Consider the following 23640-nt stretch of genomic DNA (forward strand, 5'->3'; position numbering starts at 1 on the left):
AGGCGGCCAGTTCGTTACACCTGTTTGAGAATCTCCTCGTAGAGCCGGACCGTGCGCCGGGCCACCGCGTCCCAGCCGAACTCCCGCACGGCGCGCTCCCGTCCGGCCTCGCCCATCCGGCGGGCCGTCTCCCGGTCGCCGACGACGGCGTCCAGCGCCCGCGCCAGGCCCTCCTCGAAGTCGTCGTCCAGGTCGACCAGCAGGCCCGTTCCGCCGTCCTCGACGACCTCCGGGATACCGCCGACCCGGGACGCCACCACGGGCGTGCCGCAGGCCATCGCCTCCAGGTTGACGATGCCGAGCGGCTCGTAGACCGAGGGGCAGGCGAACACGGCCGCGTGGGTGAGGAGTTGGATGACGTCGGCGCGCGGCAGCATCTGCGGGATCCAGTGCACGCCCGCCCGGACCCGGCTCAGTTCCGCGAACAGCTCGCGGAACTCCCGGTCGATCTCCGCCGTGTCGGGCGCCCCCGCACACAGCACGACCTGCGCCGCCGGGTCGATGTCCCGCACCGCGCGCAGCAGATGGGGCACGCCCTTCTGGCGGGTGATCCGGCCGACGAACAGCACGTAGGGGCGGTCCGGGTCGATGCCGATCCGGGCGAGGACGTCGGTGGCGTGGTCCGGGCGGTAGAGGGTGGTGTCGATGCCGTTGTGCACGACGTGGACCCTGGCCGGATCCAGGGCGGGATAGCAGTCGAGGATGTCCGCGCGCATCGCCCCGGACACCGCGATCACGCCGTCGGCGGCCTCGATCGCGCTGCGCTCGGCCCAGCTCGACAGGGCGTAGCCGCCGCCGAGTTGCTCGGCCTTCCAGGGCCGCAGCGGCTCCAGCGAGTGGGCGGTCACCACGTGCGGGACGCCGTACAGCAGCTTGGCCACATGGCCGGCGAGGTTGGCGTACCAGGTGTGGGAGTGGATGAGTTCGCGGCCTTCGAGGCCCGCGGCCATGGCCAGGTCCACGGAGAAGGTGCGCAGCGCGTCGTTGGCGGTGTCCAGGGCGGACCAGGGGCGGTGCCGGACGACGCCGGCCCCGCGGCCCTCTCCCCAGCAGTGCACCTCCAGGTCGACCAGGGGCCGCAACTCTCTGGCGAGGAACTCCACGTGAACACCCGCGCCGCCGTACACGTCCGGGGGGTACTCCCGGGTCAGCAGTCCGACTCGCACCCGCAACCCCTCGCTCTCCACGCCCGGTTGTTCCATGGTCACCCAGATGCGGCGCGCGGGGAAGAGCGCGGCGGTTGTGTGAAACAACAGTCACCGCAGGCCCCGCCGCCCGGTACCCGGTAGTAGAGACAGCAACTCCGGCGCCGGAAGGCCAGGCCGGCCCGGGTGCCCGTTTCGCTCAGCAGGGGATGCGTGAAGAGGGCGTCGGTGAGGGCACGGGTCCGGGCGGCCGCCTCCGCGCGGTCGTTCGCGCGCGCCCAGCGGTCGAGCTCCCGGGCGGCACCGGCCAGCGCGGAGCCGGCATTGCCCCACAGCAGGCCGGGGGCGAGGCCGTAGCGGTCGCGCAGCGCCTCCCCGAGGGGTTCGAGATGGCCGCGGACGACCGTGCGTACGACGGTGTCGGCGAGCGGGGCCGGGTCGGCGCCGCCGGGCTGCGCGCGCACCTCGGTGAGCCAGAGGTCGTCGGGGGCGGCGGCGCCGGGGTCCCAGCGGAGCAGGGCCGGGTCGAGGTCCGGGAGGCGGCCGTGGCAGACGGCGCAGCCGAGGGCGATGGACCAGAGCCGGGCGGCGAGTCCCTGGTGGGCGATGGAGGCGGCGACCCGGGGCTCGGCGGTGCGCAGACGACTCGAAACGGCGTCAACACGAGAAGTCAGGGAATTTCGACAATCATCCGATGCGGATATTTTGTAGCTCTCTGCCAGAGTCGGCAGCTCGCCGGTCCGCGCCGCCTCCGGACCGCCTCCTGGCGTCGATCGGAGCGTCCGCAGGACGAAGAAGCCGCCGAGTTGGCGAAGCGCGACGAAACCGGGGTCCAGGTCCGCGAACGAGTCCACGGGCAGCAGTAGTACCAGGCTTCCCGGGATCCCGTGCACACACCCTCTCCACCCGTCGGTCCCCACCCAGGGGATGACCGGGATCCCGTCGTACTCCATCGGTAGTAGGACCCATTGGGTGCTCAGGTACGACGACGGGAAGCATGCGGCCGGGCAGAGTGTTGCTCATGGAAGCCGACCGATCACCGCGCGGGGCCAAGCGGCACCGTCTGACGCAGAGGAGCCACGTATGAGCGCCCTCGCGTTGTCCGTGTTGCTTTCCTTCGTCTCCGCCGTCGCCTACGCCGGCGGAGCGATCGTGCAGGAGCAGGTGGCGGTCTCCTCCCCCGACGAGCAGTACGCGCCGCTGCGCCGCCCGAGTTGGTGGGGGGCGATGGCGCTGAACGGCCTCGGCGGCCTGCTGCACGTGGTGGCACTGGCCTACGGCCCGCTGAGCCTCGTGCAGCCGCTGGGCGCGCTCACCATCGTGTTCGCACTGCCCATGGCGGCCCTCTTCGTCGGCCGCCGGGCCGGGACGACCGCCTGGCGGGGCGCGATCATGGCGACCGTGGGTCTGGCCGGTCTGCTCTCCCTGGTCGGCTCCTCCGACTCGCACACCCTGGACTCCGCCGGGCGGCTCGGGGTCGCGCTGGTCACCGGCGGCGCGGTCGTCGCCCTGATGATCGCGGGCCGGGCCGCGCACCGGCACCCGGCGGTGCGCAGCGTGCTGCTCGCCACCGCGTCCGGCATAGCCTTCGGCATGTCCTCGGTGTTCACCAAGGTCGTGGCGATCGACTGGGACGGCGGGATCGCCGCCGCCGACCTGCTCTGGCTGGGCGTGATCGGCGCCTACGGCGTCGCCGGCGTCCTGATCTCCCAGGCCGCCTACCGCGGCGGCGGCCTCGCCGCGCCGCTGGCGACGCTGACCGTGGTCAACCCGGTGCTGGCCGCCGCGGTCGGCATCACGATGTTCGGCGAGACGTTCCGCTACGGCGCGACGGGCACCCTGCTGGCGCTCGGCTGCGGTGTGGTGGCGGCGGGCGGCCTGATCCTGCTGACGACCGAGCGCATCGAGCGCACCCCGCACCCGGCCCGGCCCGTGCCCGAGCCGCTGGTCGAGGCGCTGGTGGAACTGGCCGAGGCGGAACTGGCACAGGCGGAACTGGCACGGGCGGAACAGGCACAGGCCGGTGCGGCGGAGGTCCTTTCGGCGGCCGACGGCGACGCGCGCGCCGTGCCGGCCTCACTGGTCCAGATGCCCCAGCAGCGGACGGGGTCCGCGGCGGCGGCGCCGGACGTGGCCGACGTGCTGCTGCCCGCCGCGGACTACGCGCACGGTGCGCTCCGGGACCGGCACCGTGCCCGGGTCACAACCTGACGCCGCCGGCCCGGAGATAGGCGACCGGGTCGATGTCCGTGCCGAAACCGGGCCCCGTCCGCACCTCGAAGTGCAGATGCGGGCCCGTGGTGTTTCCGGTGGACCCCGAGCGGCCGATCCGCTGGCCCGTGGAGACGCGCTGCCCGGCCCGCACGGAGATGGCCGAGAGATGGCCGTACTGCGTGTAGCGGCCGTCGGCGTGCCGGATCACCACCTGGTAGCCGTAACTGCCGCCCCAGCCCGCCGTGACGACCTGCCCGGCCTCGACCGCCTTGACGGAGGTGCCGGTGGGCGCGAGGAAGTCGACGCCGGTGTGGTAGCCCTTCGACCAGTGCGAACCGGACGCGCGGTACGGGGTGCCGATCGGGGCGTCGACCGGGGCGACGAGGGAGTGACCGGTGTGGGTGGCGGCCTTGGTCCGCGTCTCGGCCTTGGTCTTCGCCTTGGTCCTGGCCGCGGTCTTCGGGTGGGCCTCGCCCTTCGGGTGGGACTTGGCCTGGGCGGCCCGGGCCGTCAGGCTGAGCCGCTGCCCCGGCAGGATCAGGTCGGGGTCGGAGCCGACCGTCGTACGGTTGGCCGCGTACAGCCGGTGCCAGCCGCCGGCCACGTCGTGTTCCTCGGCGATCCCGGAGAGCGTGTCCCCGCGCACCACGGTGTACGTCTCGGCCCGGCCGGCCCGGGACTGCGGCGTGGTCTGCGGCTGTACATCCCGTACGGAGCTCTTCGTGGCGTTCGTCGCGGGACGGGTGGCCGCGCTCTCGGTGTGCGCGCCGGGGATGCCGCCGCCGCGGGTGAGCCCGGCCCGCACCGAGCAGACCGGCCAGGCACCCGGCCCCTGGCCGTCGACGACCTTCTCGGCCACGGCTATCTGCTGGTCCCTGGTGGCGAGGTCGGCGCGCGGCGCGTACCGCGTGCCTCCGTAGGCCTCCCAGGTGGACTGGGTGAACTGGAGCCCGCCGTAGAAGCCGTTGCCGGTGTTGATGCCCCAGTCACCGCTGGACTCGCAGGCGGCGACCTTGTCCCAGGTGGAGACGGAGGCCGCGTCGGCGCTGCCGGCCGCGGCGAGCGGGAGCGCGAGGCCCGCGCCGCCCGCCGTGACGGTGAGCGAGGCGCGGTTGAGCCTGTTCGGCTGGTACCGGCGGTGCCGGCCGCGTTCGGCCATGTCTGAATCCCCCTCGCCACGCGCGTCAGGAAGGCCAAAAGTAAGTGGCCCGAACAGGCCATGACAAGACGGCAATCGGCCTCCTCCCGTCTCCCGGGCGCGGCCGCCCCGGCCCGAAGGGGCGCGGGACGGAGGCGGGTTGACGTGCCGTCAGTCCGGCGGGTCCCGCGGTGTCGCCTGAAAGCGTTTCGCGAGGTTACTGAGGCGTCGGGGCCGTCTCAGCCGTATCTGCAAGTGCGGCCGGTCGAACGCCGGGTCAGGATGGCCTTTGGGCAATACTGGCGGGCATGAGCGGCAGCAGCATCCCTTGCACGTGCTACGGGATCGACTTGATTCTTGAGGAGCAGGCGGTATGAGCACTTCGGCGCAGATCGGCGTCACGGGTCTCGCGGTCATGGGCCGCAACCTCGCCCGGAACTTCGCGCGCAACGGCTACACGGTGGCGTTGCACAACCGCACGGTGTCGAAGACACGTGAGTTGGTGGAGAACTTCGGGGACGAGGGCGACTTCATCGCGGCCGAGACCGCCAAGGAGTTCGTGGCGGCGCTGGAGCGGCCGCGCCGGCTGGTCATCATGGTCAAGGCGGGCGGTCCGACGGACGCGGTGATCGAGGAGTTCGCACCGCTCCTGGAGCCGGGCGACATGATCATCGACGGCGGCAACGCGCACTTCGCGGACACCCGGCGCCGCGAGAAGGCGCTGCGCGAGCAGGGCATCCACTTCGTGGGCATGGGCGTGTCCGGTGGTGAGGAGGGCGCGCTGCACGGGCCGAGCATCATGCCGGGCGGGCCGAAGGAGTCGTACGACTCGCTGGGCCCGATGCTGGAGAAGATCTCGGCGAAGGCGGCTGACGGCGCGCCGTGCGTGACGCATGTCGGTCCCGACGGGGCCGGGCACTTCGTGAAGATGGTGCACAACGGCATCGAGTACGCCGACATGCAGCTGATCGGCGAGGCGTACCAGCTGCTGCGTGATGTCGCCGGTTACTCCCCCGCGCAGATCGCGGACATCTTCCGTACCTGGAACACCGGCCGGCTCGACTCGTACCTGATCGAGATCACGGCGGAGGTGCTGGCGCACGTGGACGCGGCGAGCGGCAAGCCGTTCGTGGACGTGGTGGTGGACCAGGCGGAGCAGAAGGGGACCGGCCGCTGGACGGTCCAGATCGCGCTCGACCTGGGCGTGCCGGTGTCGGGCATCGCCGAGGCGGTGTTCGCGCGGTCCCTGTCGGGTCACGCCGGTCTGCGGGCCGCATCCCGGGACCTGGCAGGTCCGAAGCCGACGGCGCTCTCCGAGGCGGAGGCGGCGGCCTTCGCGGACCGGGTGGAGCAGGCGCTGTACGCGTCGAAGATCGTGTCGTACACGCAGGGCTTCCACGAGATCCAGGCGGGCAGCGAGGAGTACGACTGGAACATCGACCTCGGGGCGGTGTCCTCCATCTGGCGGGGCGGCTGCATCATCCGGGCGGCGTTCCTGGACCGGATCCGGGCCGCGTACGACGCGCGGGCGGACCTGCCGAGTCTGCTGTCGGACGAGACGTTCGCACGGGAGATCGCGGAGGCTCAGGACGACTGGCGTGACGTGATCATCGCGGCGACGCGGGAGGGGGTGGCCGTGCCCGGGTTCTCGGCGGCGCTGGCGTACTACGACGCGCTGCGGGCGGAGCGGTTGCCTGCGGCGCTCACGCAGGGGCAGCGGGACTTCTTCGGGGCGCACACGTACCGGAGGGTGGACCGGGAGGGGTCGTTCCACACGCTGTGGGGCGGGGACCGCTCGGAGGTCACGGCGTAGGGCCGGCCTGTGCGGGGTGCGGGTGGGCTGCGGTTTCGCGCAGTTCCCCGCGCCCCTGGAGGTGGGGTGGGCGGACCTTCGCCGTCGGGTGCGGGTGCGTCGCGGGGGTTTCGGGCGGTTCCTGTTCAGGTGAGGGGTGGGCCTGGTTGGGGGGCGGGGGTGGGTTCTGGGTCCGGGATGGGGGGTGTGGGGGCGGGAGTGGGGGGCGGGAGTGGTGGGGTCGGTTCGGGAGCGGGGGATGGTTCGGGGGTGGGGACCGGGGAGGGGTAGGGGTCCGGAGGGTGGGGGGTGGGGGGTGTGGGGTCTGGGTGGGGCGTTGTCATGGTGTCCTCCGGCCAGTGGCTCGATGTCACCTCTGGGGGTCTACAGGGTCACCTACCCGACCGTCGCTCGCGCACTCCCCGTGCGGACCGCTGCCGCTGCCGCTGCCGCCGCCAGTCCCGGGCGTGGGCTGGACAGGATCGGGAGTGCGGTGGTCGTGCTGCGCGCGGCCGAGGTCATGGAGGCCTGGGCCAGGAGGATCACGTCGGCGTCGGTCACGGCGTCCGCCGTGGCCGCCACCAGGCGGGCGCAGCCTTCGATGTCGCCGGCCTCGAAGCGGGACCAGGCGTCCGGCACGACCTGGGCGCGGGCACGGATCGGGCGGCCCGCTCGGCGGGCCTCGTCGTCGAGCAGGGCCAGGGTGGGCGGCAGGGTGCTCTCGACCGTCGCCAGGACGGCGACACGGGGGCCCGCCGCCACCGCAGCCGCGGCCATCGGGCGGTCGCCGCGGATGACCGGTACGCCGACCTCGCCAGCGGCCCGCTCCGCCACCTCCCCGATCGTCGAGCAGGTGCAGAGCACGGCCTGCACGCCGTTCTCCGCTGCCTGGCGGAGGGCCGCGGTGACGTCTTGGGCCACGGCTTCGGGGCCCTCCCTGCGGGCCCGGGACAGGAGGTCCGGGGCCACAAGGTGGCGTAGCTCCAGGTCCGGGTGGTGCTCGTCGCGCAGGGCGTCGAAGACCGGGACGTGGAGGGGGGAGGTGTGCAGGAGGGCGAGCACGGCTCAGAAGCGGCCGGGGTGGGCGACCAGCCATTCCTTCGCCGCGCGCAGCAGCTCGGGGTCCGCCGTCGGTGCCACGTCGGGGTGCCGCTCGGCCCACCTGACGACGTACGGGCAGAGCGGGGCCACCGGGGTCTTCTCGCGCTCGGAGATCGCGTACAGCTCGCGGGCGAGGGAGCCCGCGATGCCCTTCCCCTCGTGCTCGGGTTCCACGATGGTGTGGACCGGCACGAGGGCCCGGGAGGGCGACTCCAGGACGAAGTACTCGATGTGGCCGACGACTTCGTCGCCGGCGACCGCCTCCAGACGGCCGGCCGCCCGGTCGTCGCGGATCTCGATGTCGCTCATGTCGCCCTCCTGGTCCGCCGGTCAGGCCGATACGGCCTGCGGGCTGCGTTCCTGGTCCGAGCCCGGTACCGGCTCGGACGGGTCGGCACCGAGAGCCACGATCCGGTTGCCGTGGTCGACGTGCACGACCCGCGGCCGAAACGTACGCGCCTCGGCGTCGGTGACCTGAGCGTAGCTGATGATGATCACCAGGTCGCCGGGATGGACGAGATGCGCGGCCGCCCCGTTGATCCCGACGACACCGGAGCCCCGCTCGCCCTCGATGACGTATGTCTCCAGCCGGGCGCCGTTGGTGATGTCGACGATGTGGACCAGCTCGCCGGGGAGCAGGTCGGCGGCGTCGAGGAGGTCGGCGTCGATGGTCACGGATCCCACGTAGTGCAGGTCGGCCTGGGTGACGGTGGCGCGATGGATCTTGGACTTGAACAGAGTACGCAGCACTTTGGACTCCTGGAGGACGGCTCCCTGCCTGCTTTGTGCAGGTCAAGGGCGGTCTCGACCTTACACCGGCACCCCCGTGAGATGTTTGTGAGGAACATCGCTCCGGTCAGGCGAGACAGCTTCCTACCTGGGCTTCCCCTTCGCTCAGGCACCTGTTGGGGACGATCGCCCCAGAACGCGCGGGGTCCTCTCAGGCGTTCTCGTCATGGATCCGCGCACCCAGATCCTCCGCCCACTCCAGCGCCCACGCCTTGAGTTCTTCGATCTGCCGGGAGGTGAGCCCGTAAGCGGTGTAGTCCTCATCCTCGTACCAGTCCGCGCCGATAAGCCGGTCCCTAAGGTCTTCAAGGCTGAACTCGTCGTGGGCGCGACGGCGGCCCAGGGATTCGAGGTCGGCGGTGGAGCGGTGGCGGGAGGCGGCCTGGACGTCGATGAGGTCACGGACGGTGCCGCGGTCGGCGAGGGCACGGACCTTGGTGCCGATCACGTCGTCGAGGGAAAGAACGGGGCCGTAGGGGGTCTGAGCGGGAGGGGCCCAGAACGCCTCCTTGAGGACGTCGACCTCGCACTCCTCGCCGGTGTCCGGGTCGGTGACGAGGAAACGGCCGCTGAGCGGATCGGTCTGGACGTGCGTGGTCCGCCATCCGCGCGCGCTGAGACCTGCTGTGAGTGAGGCGACGATCTCCTGCATCGGAGCGGGGTTCTCGGTGGCGACGTCGAGGTCGCGGCTGAAGCGTTCGACCAGGCCGTGGGCCTGCACGGCATATCCGCCGGTGAGGACCAGAGGGTAGGGGGAGCCGAGGTCGAGGATGTCGGCGAGGAGACGCTCGTGGAGCGGAGTGAGCTTCACGCGGCGGTCGTGTCGGCCGGAGCGGTGCGGAGCAGCTCAGGGAAGGCGTCCTCCCAGACCTCGCGGATGTAGGGACTGACCAAGCGCCGCAGGACGGACCACTGCTCGGTGAGCAGCCGATGGTGCAGGAGGGCCACCAGGTCCTCACTCAGTCCTTCGGCGAGGACAGTCCGGTAGAGCGTCATGCGGGACTTCGGACGGTCCAGGCTGTAGCTCGTCCGCCCGGACCAGACGATGTGGAGCGGCAGGTCCACGTTGCCCTCGACGGGGCCGGCCAGCTCCTGCAAACGCTCGGGCAGTCGGCTGCGGTAGCGGTCCCGCAGCACCTCGGCGCGGGGAGCGGTGATCGTCGGGTCCATGCATCCAGTATCGCTGCTGGGAGCGGCGGCATGGCGGATACGGGGCTCTTCTGTCGTACATACGGGTCGGGCGCCGCCCGCCCCTCTCTCGGACGCTCATCATGGCCTACCCGTACAGCCCCCTATCAAGCCCCTGACCTGCAGAAACACCCAAACGCTAGATCTTGGACTTGAACAGAGTACGCAGCACTTTGGACTCCTGGAAGACGGCTCCCTGCCGGCTTTTTGCAGGTCAAGGGCGTCCATCACTGTACATCGGCACTCCTCGAACTCGAAGATTCTGAGGAACATCGATCCCACTCGGGCAAGAAGGTTCCTCACCTGCGCTTCCTCGAAAAGTGAGGCTGTTGCACTATCGCCGGCCAAGCACCTGTCTCGGAGCGCGCGGGGGCTCATGCTGACCAGATGCGGGTTCCGGCGACTTCGGCGACGAGTGTCTTGCGGCCCTGGCCGGCGCCGGCAAATTTTCAGGACGTAGGGGTGAGGTCGTCGGCCTCGACGAGTCCGGGGAGGGAGCCGCCCTCCCGTAGGGGGGTGATGTAGCGGGTGGCGGTGACGTTCTTCAGCATGTCCCGGGTCGACCGCCCCTTGCTCCCGGCTCTCGGCATGACGTGTGCACAGTGACCGAGGGTGATCGCCGGGTAAGCAGGTACCCGTCGTCAGGGAGTGGCCGTCTCCTCCGGCGGCGGGTCCTCCGTGACCCGGAAGCGGTTGATGGCCTCGATGTGCCGGGCCCGCGTCTCCTCGTCGCGCACGCCCAGGCCTTCCTCGGGCGCCAGGCACAGCACGCCGACCTTGCCCTGGTGCAGGTTGCGGTGGACGTCGTAGGCGGCCTGGCCGGTGTCCTGGAGGGAGTAGACCTTGGACAGGGTGGGATGGATCCTGCCCTTGGCGATCAGCCGGTTGGCCTCCCACGCCTCGCGGTAGTTGGCGAAGTGCGAGCCGATGATGCGCTTCAGCGACATCCACAGGTACCGGTTGTCGTAGACGTGCTCGTAGCCGGACGTCGACGCGCAGGTGACGACGGTGCCCCCCTTGCGCGTGACGTACACACTGGCGCCGAAGGTCTCGCGGCCGGGGTGCTCGAAGACGATGTCGACGTCCTCGCCGCCGGTCAGTTCGCGGATGCGCCCGCCGAACCGTTTCCATTCCTTCGGGTCCTGGGTGTGGGCGTCCTGCCAGAAGCGGTAGTCCTCGGCGTCGCGGTCGATGACGGCCTCGGCGCCCATCCCCCTGCATATCTCGGCCTTCTGCGGCGAGGAGACCACGCAGACCGGTGTGGCGCCGCCGGCGAGGACGAGTTGCGTGGCGTACGAGCCGAGGCCACCGCTCGCCCCCCAGACCAGGACGTTGTCGCCCTGCTTCATCTGGGCGCCGTTGCGGGAGACCAACTGGCGGTAGGCGGTGGAGTTGACCAGGCCGGGAGCTGCGGCCTCCTCCCAGCTCAGGTGCGCGGGCTTGGGCATGAGCTGGTTGGACTTCACCAGCGCGATCTCCGCCAGGCCGCCGAAGTTGGTCTCGAAGCCCCAGATGCGCTGCTCGGGGTCGAGCATGGTGTCGCCGTGGCCGTCGGCGGACTCCAGTTCCACACTGAGGCAGTGCGCGACGACCTCGTCGCCGGGCTTCCAGGCGTTGACGCCCGGACCGGTGCGCAGCACCACGCCCGCCAGGTCCGATCCCAGGACGTGGTAGGGCAGGTCGTGCCGGCGGGCCGACGCGCTGAGCCTGCCGTAGCGCTCCAGGAAGCGGAACGTCGGCAGCGGTTCGAAGACGGCCGACCACACGGTGTTGTAGTTGACCGAGGAGGCCATCACGGCCACCAGCGCCTCACCGGGGCCGGGCGACGGGGTCGGCACTTCCGCCAGATGGAGCGACTTCCGCGGATCCTTGTCGGCCGACTCCACCCCCTCGAAGAGGTCGGTCTCGTCCTTGCGGGTGACGATGCCGCGGAAGGAATCGGGAATCCGGACACCGGCCCAGTCCTGCCGGGTGACGTCCTCGGAAAGGATCGCGCTGGTCATGTCTTCCACGTACCGCACCCTAAAGTGACGAGGTCAGCGCGGGAACCCCAGATTTTCGGGCCCCGTGCAGGAGGGGTACCCCCCTTACACCGTCGTCGGGCCCTGCACCGTGGGGTGAGGGGTGTCCGGGGGGACGGCCGTCGCGGCGTGCCCCGCGATCAGTCCGATGATCGGCGCCTGGTGCGCCGACAGGTAGAAGTGGCCGCCGTCGAAGGCCCGGAGCGTGAACGGCCCTTCGGTGTGCTCGGCCCAGGCCCGCGCCTCGTCCAGGGTCACCTTGGGATCGTCGTCACCGATCAGGCACACCACCGGGCACCGCAGCTTCGGCCCCGGCTCGTACCGATAGGTCTCGATGGCCCGGTAGTCGGCGCGGATCGCCGGCAGCACCATCCGCTGCACCTCCGGATCGGTGAGGAGTGCCGCGTCCGTGCCGTTCAGCCGGCGTATCTCCGCGAGGAGGCCCTTGTCGTCCCGCAGGTGCACGGTCTCCACCCGGACGCGGGACGGTGCACGTCGGGCGGAGACGAACAGGCCCGCCAGGACGATGCCGTGGTCGTTCTCCAGCCGGCGCGCGAGCTCGAAGCCGAGGGTCGCTCCGAGGCTGTGCCCGAAGAAGAGCAGTGGCCGGTCCGCCCAGGGCAGCAGTTCCGCCACCGCCTCGTCGGCCAGCTCGGCGATGCTGGTCGCACAGGGCTCGGCACGCCGGTCCTGCCGGCCCGGGTACTGCAGGGCCAGGACGTCGACGAAGGGCGGCATCGCCGCCGAGACCGGGTGGTAGAAGGAGGCGGAGCCGCCGGCGTGGGGCAGACAGACCAGCCGGACGTCACTGTCGGGACGGGGGTGGTAGCGGCGGATCCACGCACTGTTCCGCTCGGTCGGGCCGGCCATGTCGCTGAGAAGTCCCTTCCACGGACAACCACGGAGCACGCTGGGAACGCTCACCCACAGCGTCCCAATCTGCGTCACAGTCTCCCTGTGCGTGAGCGGCGTTCACACCCCTATCACCCCCCTCAGCCGGTCACCCGAGGTCGACCCACACCTTGCCCGATGCGGTGGCCGCCTCGGCGAACGCCTCGCCGACGTCGTCCAGGGGGTAGCCGTCGCTGACCACCGCGCCCAGGGGGGTAGTTGACGGTGAGCGCAGCGCGCCGACGGTCCGGGCGAAGTCCCCGGGGTGGTCGTAGACCATGCTGCCGATGAGGGTGACCTGCCCGGCCACCAGGTCACGGGGAGAGAGCTCGAGCGGCGCGGTGCCGAGGCCGATCAGTACGGCGGTGCCGTGCGGGGCGAGGCGCCGTAGCCCCTGCTCGACGGCTCCGGAGGCGCCGGAGGTCTCGAAGAGGTACGGGAACGTCTCGCCGCCCGGCGGCGCCGGCAGCGCGCCCAGGGAACAAGCCCGTTCAAGGCGGGCCGCGTTGGGCTCCTGGACGTACACCGTCACCCCGTGCTCGACCAGTTCCCGGCACAGCAGCAGGCCCTGCGAGCCGGCACCGGTCACGAGGCAGGAGAGGCCGGGCGCGATGCCCGAGCGGCGCAAAGCCGCCCATGCCACGGTCGCCGGCTCCACGCAGACCAGGTCCTCCAGCGGCACGTCCGGCGCGACCGGCCACACGAACTCCACCGGCGCCACCGCGTACTCGCTCAGCAGCCCCGGCACGGTCAGCCCGACCGCCGCCCGGCCGGCACAGGCCGACGTCCGTCCCTCCCGGCACGGCGGGCACGCCAGACAGCAGTAGTCCGGCTCGACGACCACGTCCTGACCGACCGTCAGGCCCTCGACGCCGACGCCGATCCCGGCCACGCGGCCGGCGCCCTCGTGGCCCAGGATCCACGGCCGGCGCGGCGGGGGCCGCCGTCCCGCGTACACCGCGAGGTCGGAGCCGCACAGGCCGGTGCCACGCATCCTGATCAGCACCTCTCCGGTACCGCACGCGGGGTCCGGCACGGAGGTCACGGACAGCACGCCGGGCTCCGTCAGCACGGCGGCCCTCAAAGGACCGCCCACTCGTCGCGGCGGCGGATCGTCGGCGGGCGCATGCGCCAAGCCTGCCACATGTGATCAGCCCGGCGGTAGACCGCACCGATGCCCTTGCGCCATCTTCTTCCGGCAGCGGCCAAATTCCCCTTCACAACAGCGGGTTCGGTCTGTGGACGGGCTCGTGGGACGCGTACGCTGTGCCAGGCAATCAGGCACCGCGTGTACCGTGAAAGAGGAGCATTTCGATATGTCGGACAGCACCCTGGTCTCCGAAGTGGACCAGAGCTTGTACGCGCTTTCCCCCGAAGGACAGGCATTATTGTTCACCGAGGCGAAGACGGCCTATGCCTTCCGTGACGAGCCGGTCGGGGACGACCGTCTGCAGGCCATCTACGAACTCTTCAAGTGGGCTCCGACCTCGGCGAATATCAACCCGCTGCGGATCCTCTACGTCCGCACCGAGGACGGCAAGCGCCGACTCCTCGACGGCGTGGCACCGCCCAACCGTGAGCAGACCGCGTCGGCCCCGGTCACCGCGGTGCTGGCGGCGGACACGCAGTTCGCGGAGTACGTCCCCTTCCTGGCCCCGTCCAACCCCCAGCTCCGGACGATACTGGAGTCCAACGAGGTCCTGCGGGTGGCCCAGATGGACCTCAACGCCAGGCTCCAGGCCGGTTACTTCGTGCTGGCCGTGCGGGCCGCGGGCCTGGCCGCGGGCCCGATGGGCGGCTTCAACGCGCGCGCCGTCGACGAGGAGTTCTTCCCCGACGGCCGGTGGAAGTCGATCCTGCTGGTCAACATCGGCCACCCCGCCGAGGACGCGTTCCGCGAGCGGGGGGCGCGGCCGTCCTACGAGCAAGCCGTGCAACTGGCCTGACAGCGGATCAGCTCGGCACGACGCCGACATTTCGAGGGAGCGGGACACTCGGCGCGAGCGCCCCGTTCCCCCGCCGCGCCCGGCCCGCGCGCGAAGCCGGAGCGGTTCGTGACGTACGACTCAATCGCTTGACATTGCGGTGCGCGGCGATTTATCCATGATTCCGAGAGTTGCCCCCACCCACTCGGTGTCCCCCCACTCATTCGGTGCGCGCCCACCCATTTCGGTACGCGCCCACCCATTCGGTGCGCGCCCACCCGCGCCTTGACCACACACTGTCACCGCAAAAGACTCCGGTTTTTACCTGTCTTTTTCCTCCATCATTCTCGCCGTGGCGTGAAACGTCACGGCTGTCGTCTGCCCGTACGTCAAGCAGTTCGAGCGGCGGTGTTCCCTTCGCCCGGCCGCACAAAACTAGGGAATGTCGGGAGCTGGCATGTCATTAAGTTTTTTAGAATGCCGCGATTCCACGGCCGCCGTCACCGGCCGACGTGATCTGGTCGAGCGCGACGCCGCACTGACCGCGCTGCGCGCGTCGTTGGCGGACGCCGTCGGCGGCAAAGGACGGCTGGTCGTCGTCGAGGGACCGCTCGGCAGCGGCAAGAGCAGACTGGTCCACGAGTTCCTCGAGACCCTGGAACCCGGCGCCGCGCGCGTCCTGCGGGCCACCGCGTCGCTGCGCGAAGAGGCGCTGCCGTTCGGCGTGCTGACCCAGCTCTCCCACGGCCTGGCCATCCCGCCGGCCCGCCGGGAGGCGTTCCGCTCCCTGCTCGCCGCGGCGGTCGAGCACGCCCTCCTCCACGGCGGCACCGCCCCTGCGGCCCAGGACGCCGCGGACCCCCGGATCGCGGGCGCGTTCCAGAAACTCACCGTGGAACTGGCCCACTTGGCCGAAAGCACCCCCCTGGTGATCTGTGTCGACAACGCCCACTACGTGGACACCCCCTCCTTGCACTTCCTCGCGGGCGTCGTGGCCTGGCTGTACTCCACCCCCATCCTGGTGCTGGTCACCGACGACCCGACCATGCGCCGGCCGCGCTCACCGCTCCTCGGCGGGCTCGCACCGAGCCCTCACGTCCACCGCGTCCCTCTGGCCCCGCTCAGCCGAGCCGCCGTGCACAGGCTCGCCACCCGGCTCCTCGGACCGCGCACCGCCACCCCCCGGCTCACCGCCGACCTGTACGCCGTCAGCGGCGGCAACCCGCTGGCCGTACGTGCTCTGATCGTCGATCAGCAGACGGGCGGCACCGGCCACCCGGAAGGGTACGGACAGGCGCTCCTCGACCTCGTGGCCCATGCCCGGCCGCCGATACCGGCCGTGGTCTGCTCCCTTGCGGTGCTCGGCGGCGCCCCGGAGCCGGCCGACGTGGCCCCGCTGGCCGGGCAGGACACCAAGACCACCCGCTGGGCCCTGCGGGCCCTGGCCGACGCGGGCATGCTGAGCGCCGACGCACGAGTGCCGAGCACCCACGCGGGCCTGCCCGGTACCGGTGTCATGGTGCCGGCGGCCGGGACCGCGGCACCGGCGCGCGCCGAGCGGTACGCGTTCCGGCATCCGGCCGGTGCCGCCGCCGTCCTGGACAACCTGCCCGCCGCCGACCGGACCGCGCTGCACCACGCCGCCGCGGAACTGCTGCGGGAGAACGGCGCCTCCGCGCTCACGGTCGCCCGGCAGCTCACGAGCGCCGGGGACGCGGGCATCGACGGCGGCATCGACGTACTTCTCACCGCCTCCCAGGAGGCACTGGCGGCCGGCGACATCGGCACCGCCCTCGGCTGTCTCGGCCTCGCCCGGCGCACCCGGACCGACGGCACCACCGCCGCCCGCGTCCGGACCCGGCTCAGCCGCCTGGAACGGCAGTTGAAACCGCAGGCGGCCGTCCGCCACCTCCGCCCCCAGCTCGACGACTTCAATGCCGGCCACCTGGACCGGCGGGGCGTCTCCGAACTCGTCCTCGGTCTCGCCGACACCGGCGCCCTGCACGACCTGACCGCCCTGCTCGACGTCCTGCGCACCCGGTACCGGCAGGACACCGGGCCCGGCCCCGGCACCGAGGACATCCGCTCCCTGACGAGCTGGGCGGCGATGGCCTACCCCCTCCACACCGGCCTGCGCCGACTCGCCCACTCCGTCGCCGCGGCCACCCCCGCGGCCGTCCCCTGCCACGACCCGTGGCTGCCCTCCGCGATCGCCCTGTCCGACGACTACGTCAACGGGCGGGACGACCAGCTGGTCCAGCGCGCCGAACTCCTGCTGAGCACCTACCGCCTCGACCACGACTCGTTGTGGAACGTGGAGTCCGGGGTGCTGGCCCTGCGCAGCCTCTGCCACGCGGGTCGGCTGGACGAGGTGGTCGCCTGGTGCGAGAAACTGGAGGCCGAGGCCGCCGCCCACCACGCCGTCGCCTCGCAGGCCCGGTTCCTCGCCGTGCGCGTCGAAGCCCACCTGCGGCGCGGCAACCTCGCCCACGCCCGCGACCTGGCCGCCCACGCCCTGTCCCTCGTCCCGCCGCAGGGCTGGGGGGTCGGCCTCGCCGGCGTTCTGGCCTCCGCCATCCTGGCCACCACCCGCTCCGGAGACCTGTCGGCGGCCGAGAAGTACGTGGCGCTGCCACTGCCCGAGCACGCCCTGCACAGCCGCCACGGCGCCGCCTACCTGCACGCCCGCGGCCACTACCGGCTCGCCACCCACCATCCGCAGGCCGCGCTCGCCGACTTCCTCGCCTGCGGCCGCTTCGCCGAGACCTGGGGCAGGCCCGGTGCCGACGTGGTCCCCTGGCGCCTCAGCGCGGCCGAGGCCTGGCTCGCGCAGAACGACCAGGAACAGGCCAAACGCCTGGTACGCGAACAGCTCGCCCGGCTGCTCCCCGGCCCCTCCCGGGAACGTGGGCAGAGCCTGCGCACCCTGGCCGCGGTGAGCCGGGTCAGCCGCCGCCCGCAACTGCTCACCGAGGCCGTCGACATGCTCAAGGAGAGCGGCGACGACTACGGACTCACCCGCGCCCTCATCGACCTCAGCGCCGCCTTCCGTGACGCCGGCGACCAGCGCAACGCCCGCCGGGTGGCCCACCGCGCCTGGCACCTCGCCAAGCAGACCGGCACCGAACACCTGTGCCGCAAGGCCGCCCTCGACCCGGCCGGCTCCGAGGCCGCGCCCGCCGCCGCCGACGACGCGGAGGAACGCCCCGACGGCGTCTCCTCGCTGACCCGGCAGGAACGCAAGATCGCGGCACTGGCCTCCAAGGGGTACACCAACCGGGAGATCGCCGCCAAGCTGTACATCACCGCCAGTACCGTCGAGCAGCACCTCACCCGCGTCTTCCGCAAGGTCAACGTCAAACGGCGCCAGGAACTGCCCTACCTGCTGTGACCGGCCGGCCGGTCAGCCCCGAACGGAACGCGTCGACCAGCGCCGCCAGTTCACGTGAGGTGCGGGCCGGGCCGTAGACGTGGTGGTCCGGGCGCACCAGCAGGTACCGCGCCCGAGCCGCCCGCAGCAGCGGCAGATACACGCCGTCGATGTCCACGGCGGCGTCCGGCGCGGCCCCGGCGTCCGTCGCCCCGTCCGCCACCAGGTGCACGATCCGGGTGCCGAGCCCGGTGAGGAAGGCGAGCCGCGGTCCGTCGAGTGCCGCCGCCGGAGCGGCCGACCCCAGCAGCACCGGACCGGCGCCGACCACCTCGTCGAAGTACCCGGTCACACCTCCCAGCCGCACCCGGCCCTGCGGCACCACCTCCCCGGCCGGCGGCACCGGTTCCGCGCCGGCCCCCGTGTACAGCAGCCCGGTCCGCAGCGGCGCGCCGACGCCGCCGCCCCGGCCGGTGTCCGCGCCCGCCAGCAGCGCGGCGTCCCTGGCCGCCGCCGCGGCCGCGTCGGTCACGCAGAGCACCTTGCCCAGCCGCACCGCCGTGCCGACCGCCTCCCGCACATGTCCGGCGCGCTCGGGGCCGTACGTGTCCAGCAGTTCCTCACCAGCGTCACCGCTCAGCACCAGGTCCAGTTTCCACGACAGGTTCAGCACGTCCCGGACGCCCGCGCACATGCCCTGGCCGGTGAACGGCGGCATCAGGTGGGCCGCGTCCCCCGCGAGCAGCACCCGGCCGCGCCGCCACTCCTCGGCCCAGGCCGCCTGGAAGCGGTAGACGCTGTGCCGCCGCAGCGTGGCGTTGGCCGGGGTCACGTCGAACGGCGCCAGCAGCCGCCACGCCGTCTCCTCCCGGTTCAGCTCGGCCACGCTCTCCCCGGGCAGCCGCATGAACTCCCAGCGCCTGCGGCCGGGTCCGCTGCCCACCGCCGTCGTCGGCCGCGCGGGATCGCAGAACTGCACGTTGAGCGGCGAGAACTTCCTCGGCACGTCCAGCGTCACGTCACACAGCAGCCAGTCGTAGGAGAAGCCCAGGTCGTTCCACCGCACCCGCAGCCGCTCCCGTACGAAACTGTTCGCGCCGTCGCACCCGACGACCCACGACGCCGTCCACCGCCGCTCCCGCCCCGCCGCGTCGGCCGCCGTCACCTCCACCCGGTTCCCGTCGTCGGACAGCTCCGTCACCGTGCATCCGCGCACCACCTCGATCCCCGGCAGCCGCCGCGCGCGGGCGGACAGTGCCTCCTCCAGGGCGGGCTGGTGCATGGTCGTCGTCTCCGGCCAGCCGTGCGCGCCCCGCCGCGCGAGCTCGACGCGGAGCAGCGACGCGCCGTCGGCGTTGCGCCAGTCGTAGGCGTCGGCCGGCAGTCCGATCTCCGCGAACGCGTCGCCCACCCCCAGCGCCGCCAGCGTCCTCGCCGTCTCGCCGTCGAAACTGGTCGCCCGCGGCAGCGTGTAGGGGGCTTCCCACCGCTCGACCACCGTCACGCGCCGGCCCCGCTGGGCCAGCAGTACCGACAACACCTGGCCCACGGGCCCGTACCCGACGATCAGGACATCCGCCTGCGACGTGCGCATCGGCCCCTCCCTCCGGAAGTGCGGCGAACCTACCAACGACGTTCCGCCGCACACCGCGGAGAAAGCCCCGCGGCTCACAAGTAAGGGGAGTTGAGGGGGGAGATTCAGGGGATCCCCGACGCCCGGCGCGGGTGAAGCTGGACGTGGCCGAAGCTGCCGCAGCGGCACGCGTACCTCAGCAAACGGGAGTGTGGAGACAGCATGCTGCGTGCCGAGTTGATCCGCCCGGTCCACGAACTCCTCACCGAACAGAGCAGGCGCTTCGGCGACAGGACCGCCTACCTCGACGCCCGGCGCGCCGTCAGCTACGCCGGTCTGGAAGCCCGTACCCGCCGCCTCGCCGGGCACCTCGCCGGACTGGGCCTGCTGCCCGGTGACCGGGTGGCGATGTTTCTCGGCAACCGGGTCGAGACGGTGGAGAGCTACTTCGCGGTCGTCCGCGCCGGCGGCATCGGCGTCCCGGTCAACCCGCACCTCTCCGCTGCGGAGCTGGAGCACCTGCTCACCGTCAGCGGCAGCCGCGTCGTCATCACCGACGCCGCCCACGTGCCCGCGGTGCGCCGGCTGGCCCCCCGCACCGGCCCGCTGACCGTGATCGTGGTGGACGGTGACGGACCCGTCCCCGCCGGGTGCCTCGCCTACGAGCACTTCGCCACCACCGAGCCCGCCACCCCGGCCCGCGACGACCAGGGGCTCGACGACGTCGCCTGGATGCTCTTCACCTCCGGCACCACCAGCAGCCCCAAAGGCGTCCTCGCCACCCAGCGCAACTGCCTGTGGTCGGTCGCCGCCGCCTACGTCCCCGCGCTCGGCCTCACCGCCGAGGACCGGGTGCTGTGGCCGCTGCCGCTGTTCCACAGCCTGTCCCACATCGTCTGCGTGCTGGCCGTGACGGCCGTCGGAGCCACCGCCCGCATCACCGACGGCCACTCCGCCGACGACGTACTCGACCTGTGGGAACAGGACCGGTCCACGGTCATCGCCGGTGTCCCCACGCTCTACCACTATCTCGTCCGCGCCGCGCGGGCCCCGGGTTTCACCGCGCCCCGACTGCGGGTCGGCCTGGTCGGCGGCGCCGTCTTCAGCGCCGCGCTGCGCCGCTCCGCCGAGGAGACCTTCGACGCCCCCCTCATCGACGCCTACGGCTCCACCGAGACCTCCGGTTCCATCGCCATCAACTGGCCGACCGGTGCCCGCGTCGAAGGCTCCTGCGGTCTTCCCGTGCCGGGCCTCGCGGTGCGGGTCGTCGACCACCGCACCGGCCTCGACGTGCCCGACGGCACCGAGGGCGAGGTCTGGGTGCGCGGCCCGAACATCATGGCCGGCTACCACGACCAGCCCGACGCCACCGCCGAGGCGCTGCGCGACGGCTGGTTCCACACCGGTGACCTCGCCGTCCGCGACCGCGCCGGCTACCTGACCGTCACCGGACGGCTCAAGGAACTCATCATCCGCGCCGGGGAGAACATCCACCCCGGCGAGGTGGAGGACGTGCTGCGCCAGGTCCCCGGCGTCGCCGACGCCGCCGTGGCCGGCAAGCCGCACGACGTCTTCGGCGAAGTGCCGGTCGCCTTCGTCGTCCCCGCCCCCGGCGGCTTCGACCCGGCTCAGGCGCTCTCCCTGTGCCGCGAGAGGCTCTCGTACTTCAAGGTCCCCGAGGAGCTGTACGAGATCGAGCGCATCCCGCGCACGGCCACCGGTAAGGTCACCCGGCACCGGCTCCTGGACGGTCCCGCCCGGCTCCGCGCGGTCGGCAACGCCCACCACGACACCCTTTTCCGCACCCACTGGGTTCCCCAGCCGTCCGCGCCCGCGCCGGCCGGCGGCCACTGGACGCTCCTCGGTGACCCCGGCACCGCCCTCGCCGACCACCTCCGGGCCTCCGGCACCGACCTGACCGGCGGCACGCCCTCCGTGGCCCTGCTGCCGGCCCCCGCGGGCACGAGCGTCGACGACTTCCTGCGTACGGCCGAACCCTGGCTCACGTCCGCCGACCCGGCCGGCCCCCGGCTGGTCGTGCTCACCCGCGGCGCCGTGGCCACCCACCCGGGCGAGACGGTGCGGGACCTCGGCCAGGCGGCGCTGTGGGGCCTGGTCCGCTCCCTCCAGGCCGCCCACCCCGGCCGCGTCGCCGTCGTGGACCTGGATGTCGCGGACGACGTGGCCGACGACGCGGCCACGGCCGCCCTGGCCGCCACGGTGGCGTCCGGTGAACCGCAGAGCGCCGTCCGCGACGGTGTCGTCCTGCTGCCCCGGTTGGAACGCGTGACCCTCGACGCCGCGACGGACACGGTCGCGCAGCCTGATCAAGCCTTCGCCCGCGCGGGCACCGCCGTCGTCACCGGAGCCGACACCCGGCGCGGCACGGCGATCGCCCGCCACCTCGCCACCGCCCACGGCGCCCGCAGCCTGCTGCTGATCACCCCGCCCGGACAGGGCGCCGGAGCGGCCGGCCTGCGCGCCTGGCTCACCCGGCAGGGCACGGAGGTCCGGCTCGCGGAGGCCGACCTCGACGACCGCGCGAAACTCAAGCGAGCGCTGGCCAAGGCTCCCTCTCCCCTGACCCTGGTCGTCCACGCCTGGGACGCCGTGGACGAGCCCTCCGAGACCCGCGTGGCCGCCGAGGTCCGCACCCTGCACGACCTCACCCGCGACGCCGCCCTCACCGCCTTCGTGCTGTCCTCTTCGACCAAGGGCCTGCTGGGCGCGGCCGGCGAGACCACCGAGGCCGCTTCGGCCGCATTCCTCGACGCCTACGCCCAGAACCTGCGCGTCCAGGGTGTCCCGGCCCGGTCCCTCGCCTGGGGCCCCTGGGAGGGCGAGGGTGACACGGCGAGCGGTGCGACGAGCGGTGCGCTCACCGAGCAGCAGGCGATGGCCGCCCTGGACACCGCCCTCACCGTGGACGACGCCCAGCTCGTCGTGATGAAGCTCGACCCGTCCGCCGCTCCCGGCTCACCACTCCTGCACGACCTGATCGATGTGCCGGCCCGGACCGCCACCGCGGACGAGGCCGTCACGAACGCCCTGCGCGAGCGCCTCGCCGACGTTCCGGACGCCGACCGCGACCGGCTCCTCACCGACCTGGTCCGCGACCAGCTCGCCGACCTGCTCGGCCTGACCGGCAGGCAGGCCGTCCAGCCCGGACGCCCCTTCACCGACCTGGGCCTGACCTCGGTCACCGTGGTCGAACTGCGCAACCGCCTCACCGAGGCCACCGGACTCCGCCTCCCCGCCACCTCCGCCTTCGACCACCCCACCCCGCAGGCCCTGGCCGGCCTGCTGCGCCGTGAACTGTACGGCGGCACCACCCCGGCCGGCACCGCACCGGCCGGCACCGCCCCACTCCCGCGCACGGCCGACGACCCCGTCGTCCTCGTGGGCATGGCCTGCCGCCTGCCGGGTGGTGTCGCCTCCCCGGAGGACCTGTGGGAGCTGGTACGGGCCGGCGGCGAGGGCACAGGTCCCTTCCCGACGGACCGGGGCTGGGACCTGGACAACCTCTTCGACCCGGACCCCGACCACCCCGGCACCAGCTACGTCCGCGAGGGCGGTTTCCTGCGCGACGCGGGCGACTTCGACGCGGGTTTCTTCGGCATCTCCCCGCGCGAGGCCCTGGCGATGGACCCGCAGCAGCGGCTGCTCCTCGAAACGTCATGGGAGGCGTTCGAACGGGCCGGCATCGACCCGACCGCCCTGCGCGGCAAGAACGTCGGCGTCTTCACCGGAATGATGCACCAGAGCTACGGTGCCGGCGCCACCGGCGATCTCGAAGGCCACCTCATGACCGGGACGTCGGCCAGCGTGGCGTCGGGCCGCGTGTCCTACGTGCTCGGCTTCGAGGGCCCCGCGGTGACGGTGGACACGGCGTGCTCGTCGTCGCTGGTCGCCCTGCACCTGGCCGTCCAGGCGCTGCGGGCCGGGGAGTGCTCGATGGCGCTCGCCGGCGGCGTGACGGTGATGTCCGGACCCGAGTCGTTCGTGGAGTTCTCCCGGCAACGGGGCCTGGCTCCGGACGGCCGCTGCAAGTCCTTCGCCGCAGCAGCGGACGGCACGGGCTGGGCGGAGGGCGTGGGCGTGCTGCTGGTGGAGCGCCTGTCGGACGCGGAACGGCTGGGGCACCGGGTACTGGCGGTGGTGCGCGGCAGCGCCGTCAACCAGGACGGCGCCTCCAACGGCCTCACCGCCCCCAACGGCCCGTCGCAGCAACGCGTCATCCGCCGGGCACTGGACGCCGCGGGACTGGCCCCGGCCGATGTGGACGCGGTGGAGGCGCACGGCACGGGCACGGCACTGGGCGACCCGATCGAGGCGCAGGCGGTGCTGGCCACCTACGGGCAGGATCGTGAGCAGCCCCTGTGGCTGGGCTCACTGAAATCGAACATCGGGCACGCGCAGGCCGCCGCCGGAGTGGCCGGCGTCATCAAGATGGTCATGGCGATGCGACACGGAGTGTTACCGCGGACACTGCA

General features: G+C 72.4%; 18 protein-coding genes. 5 read left to right on the plus strand and 13 right to left on the minus strand.

Going from position 1 to position 23640, the window contains the following annotated elements:
* Positions 1–14: 14 nt before the first annotated feature.
* The gene (gene glgA / locus AB0P24_RS34305; protein ID WP_365800987.1) at positions 15–1166 is read right to left on the minus strand and encodes a glycogen synthase; all 1152 of its coding nucleotides are present in this window, start codon (positions 1164–1166) and stop codon (positions 15–17) included.
* Between the two features lie 38 nt (positions 1167–1204).
* Complete coding sequence (locus AB0P24_RS34310; protein ID WP_365800989.1) at positions 1205–2017, minus strand: (2Fe-2S)-binding protein; 813 nt, start codon at positions 2015–2017, stop codon at positions 1205–1207.
* Between the two features lie 211 nt (positions 2018–2228).
* On the opposite strand from AB0P24_RS34310, the gene AB0P24_RS34315 reads away from it, so the two are divergent.
* Positions 2229–3356: a DMT family transporter gene (locus AB0P24_RS34315; RefSeq protein ID WP_365800957.1), complete on the plus strand. Its 1128-nt coding sequence runs from the start codon at positions 2229–2231 to the stop codon at positions 3354–3356.
* Here AB0P24_RS34315 and AB0P24_RS34320 read toward each other — a convergent pair.
* Positions 3346–4518, minus strand: coding sequence for a transglycosylase family protein (locus AB0P24_RS34320; protein ID WP_365800959.1), 1173 nt, complete (start codon positions 4516–4518; stop codon positions 3346–3348). The genes AB0P24_RS34315 and AB0P24_RS34320 overlap by 11 nt on opposite strands.
* Before the next feature lie 352 nt (positions 4519–4870).
* On the opposite strand from AB0P24_RS34320, the gene gndA reads away from it, so the two are divergent.
* Entirely contained in the window at positions 4871–6310 is a 1440-nt protein-coding gene (gndA, locus tag AB0P24_RS34325; RefSeq protein ID WP_365800961.1) for an NADP-dependent phosphogluconate dehydrogenase, read from the plus strand.
* 375 nt (positions 6311–6685) lie between these two features.
* Here gndA and AB0P24_RS34330 read toward each other — a convergent pair whose 3' ends face one another.
* The 9 genes from AB0P24_RS34330 to AB0P24_RS34370 form a co-directional block, all read right to left on the minus strand.
* Positions 6686–7351 (minus strand): aspartate/glutamate racemase family protein, encoded by a 666-nt coding sequence (locus AB0P24_RS34330; protein ID WP_365800963.1) that lies wholly within the window; start codon positions 7349–7351, stop codon positions 6686–6688.
* A gap of 3 nt (positions 7352–7354) precedes the next feature.
* Entirely contained in the window at positions 7355–7699 is a 345-nt protein-coding gene (locus AB0P24_RS34335) for a GNAT family N-acetyltransferase (RefSeq protein WP_365800965.1), read from the minus strand.
* 21 nt (positions 7700–7720) lie between these two features.
* A complete protein-coding gene (gene panD, locus AB0P24_RS34340) occupies positions 7721–8140 on the minus strand; it encodes an aspartate 1-decarboxylase (protein ID WP_189267466.1) in 420 nt (139 codons plus the stop codon).
* Positions 8141–8330: 190 nt separating this feature from the next.
* Positions 8331–8990, minus strand: coding sequence for a nucleotidyl transferase AbiEii/AbiGii toxin family protein (locus AB0P24_RS34345; RefSeq protein ID WP_073759566.1), 660 nt, complete (start codon positions 8988–8990; stop codon positions 8331–8333).
* Positions 8987–9349, minus strand: a complete 363-nt coding sequence (locus AB0P24_RS34350) for a hypothetical protein (protein ID WP_365800967.1) — start codon at positions 9347–9349, stop codon at positions 8987–8989. Before AB0P24_RS34350 ends, AB0P24_RS34345 begins: the two co-directional genes overlap by 4 nt.
* A gap of 467 nt (positions 9350–9816) precedes the next feature.
* Positions 9817–9957, minus strand: a complete 141-nt coding sequence (locus AB0P24_RS34355; RefSeq protein WP_365800991.1) for a hypothetical protein — start codon at positions 9955–9957, stop codon at positions 9817–9819.
* A gap of 51 nt (positions 9958–10008) precedes the next feature.
* Positions 10009–11379, minus strand: coding sequence for a crotonyl-CoA carboxylase/reductase (ccrA, locus tag AB0P24_RS34360; protein ID WP_365800969.1), 1371 nt, complete (start codon positions 11377–11379; stop codon positions 10009–10011).
* A gap of 75 nt (positions 11380–11454) precedes the next feature.
* The gene (locus tag AB0P24_RS34365; RefSeq protein ID WP_365800971.1) at positions 11455–12258 is read right to left on the minus strand and encodes an alpha/beta fold hydrolase; all 804 of its coding nucleotides are present in this window, start codon (positions 12256–12258) and stop codon (positions 11455–11457) included.
* A 130-nt stretch (positions 12259–12388) separates the two neighbouring features.
* Entirely contained in the window at positions 12389–13351 is a 963-nt protein-coding gene (locus AB0P24_RS34370) for an alcohol dehydrogenase catalytic domain-containing protein (protein WP_365800973.1), read from the minus strand.
* Between the two features lie 244 nt (positions 13352–13595).
* Here AB0P24_RS34370 and AB0P24_RS34375 point away from each other — a divergent pair, with 244 nt between their 5' ends.
* Positions 13596–14225 (plus strand): malonic semialdehyde reductase, encoded by a 630-nt coding sequence (locus tag AB0P24_RS34375; RefSeq protein ID WP_365800975.1) that lies wholly within the window; start codon positions 13596–13598, stop codon positions 14223–14225.
* 436 nt (positions 14226–14661) lie between these two features.
* A complete protein-coding gene (locus AB0P24_RS34380; RefSeq protein WP_365800977.1) occupies positions 14662–17595 on the plus strand; it encodes an AAA family ATPase in 2934 nt (977 codons plus the stop codon).
* Here AB0P24_RS34380 and AB0P24_RS34385 read toward each other — a convergent pair.
* A complete protein-coding gene (locus AB0P24_RS34385; protein ID WP_365800979.1) occupies positions 17561–19168 on the minus strand; it encodes a bifunctional 3-(3-hydroxy-phenyl)propionate/3-hydroxycinnamic acid hydroxylase in 1608 nt (535 codons plus the stop codon). The genes AB0P24_RS34380 and AB0P24_RS34385 overlap by 35 nt on opposite strands.
* Before the next feature lie 201 nt (positions 19169–19369).
* On the opposite strand from AB0P24_RS34385, the gene AB0P24_RS34390 reads away from it, so the two are divergent.
* The coding region (locus AB0P24_RS34390; protein WP_365800981.1) for a beta-ketoacyl synthase N-terminal-like domain-containing protein at positions 19370–23640 on the plus strand (4271 nt) is incomplete at its 3' end.

This window comes from Streptomyces sp. NPDC086519, assembly GCF_040686075.1.
GTDB lineage: Bacteria > Actinomycetota > Actinomycetes > Streptomycetales > Streptomycetaceae > Streptomyces > Streptomyces shenzhenensis.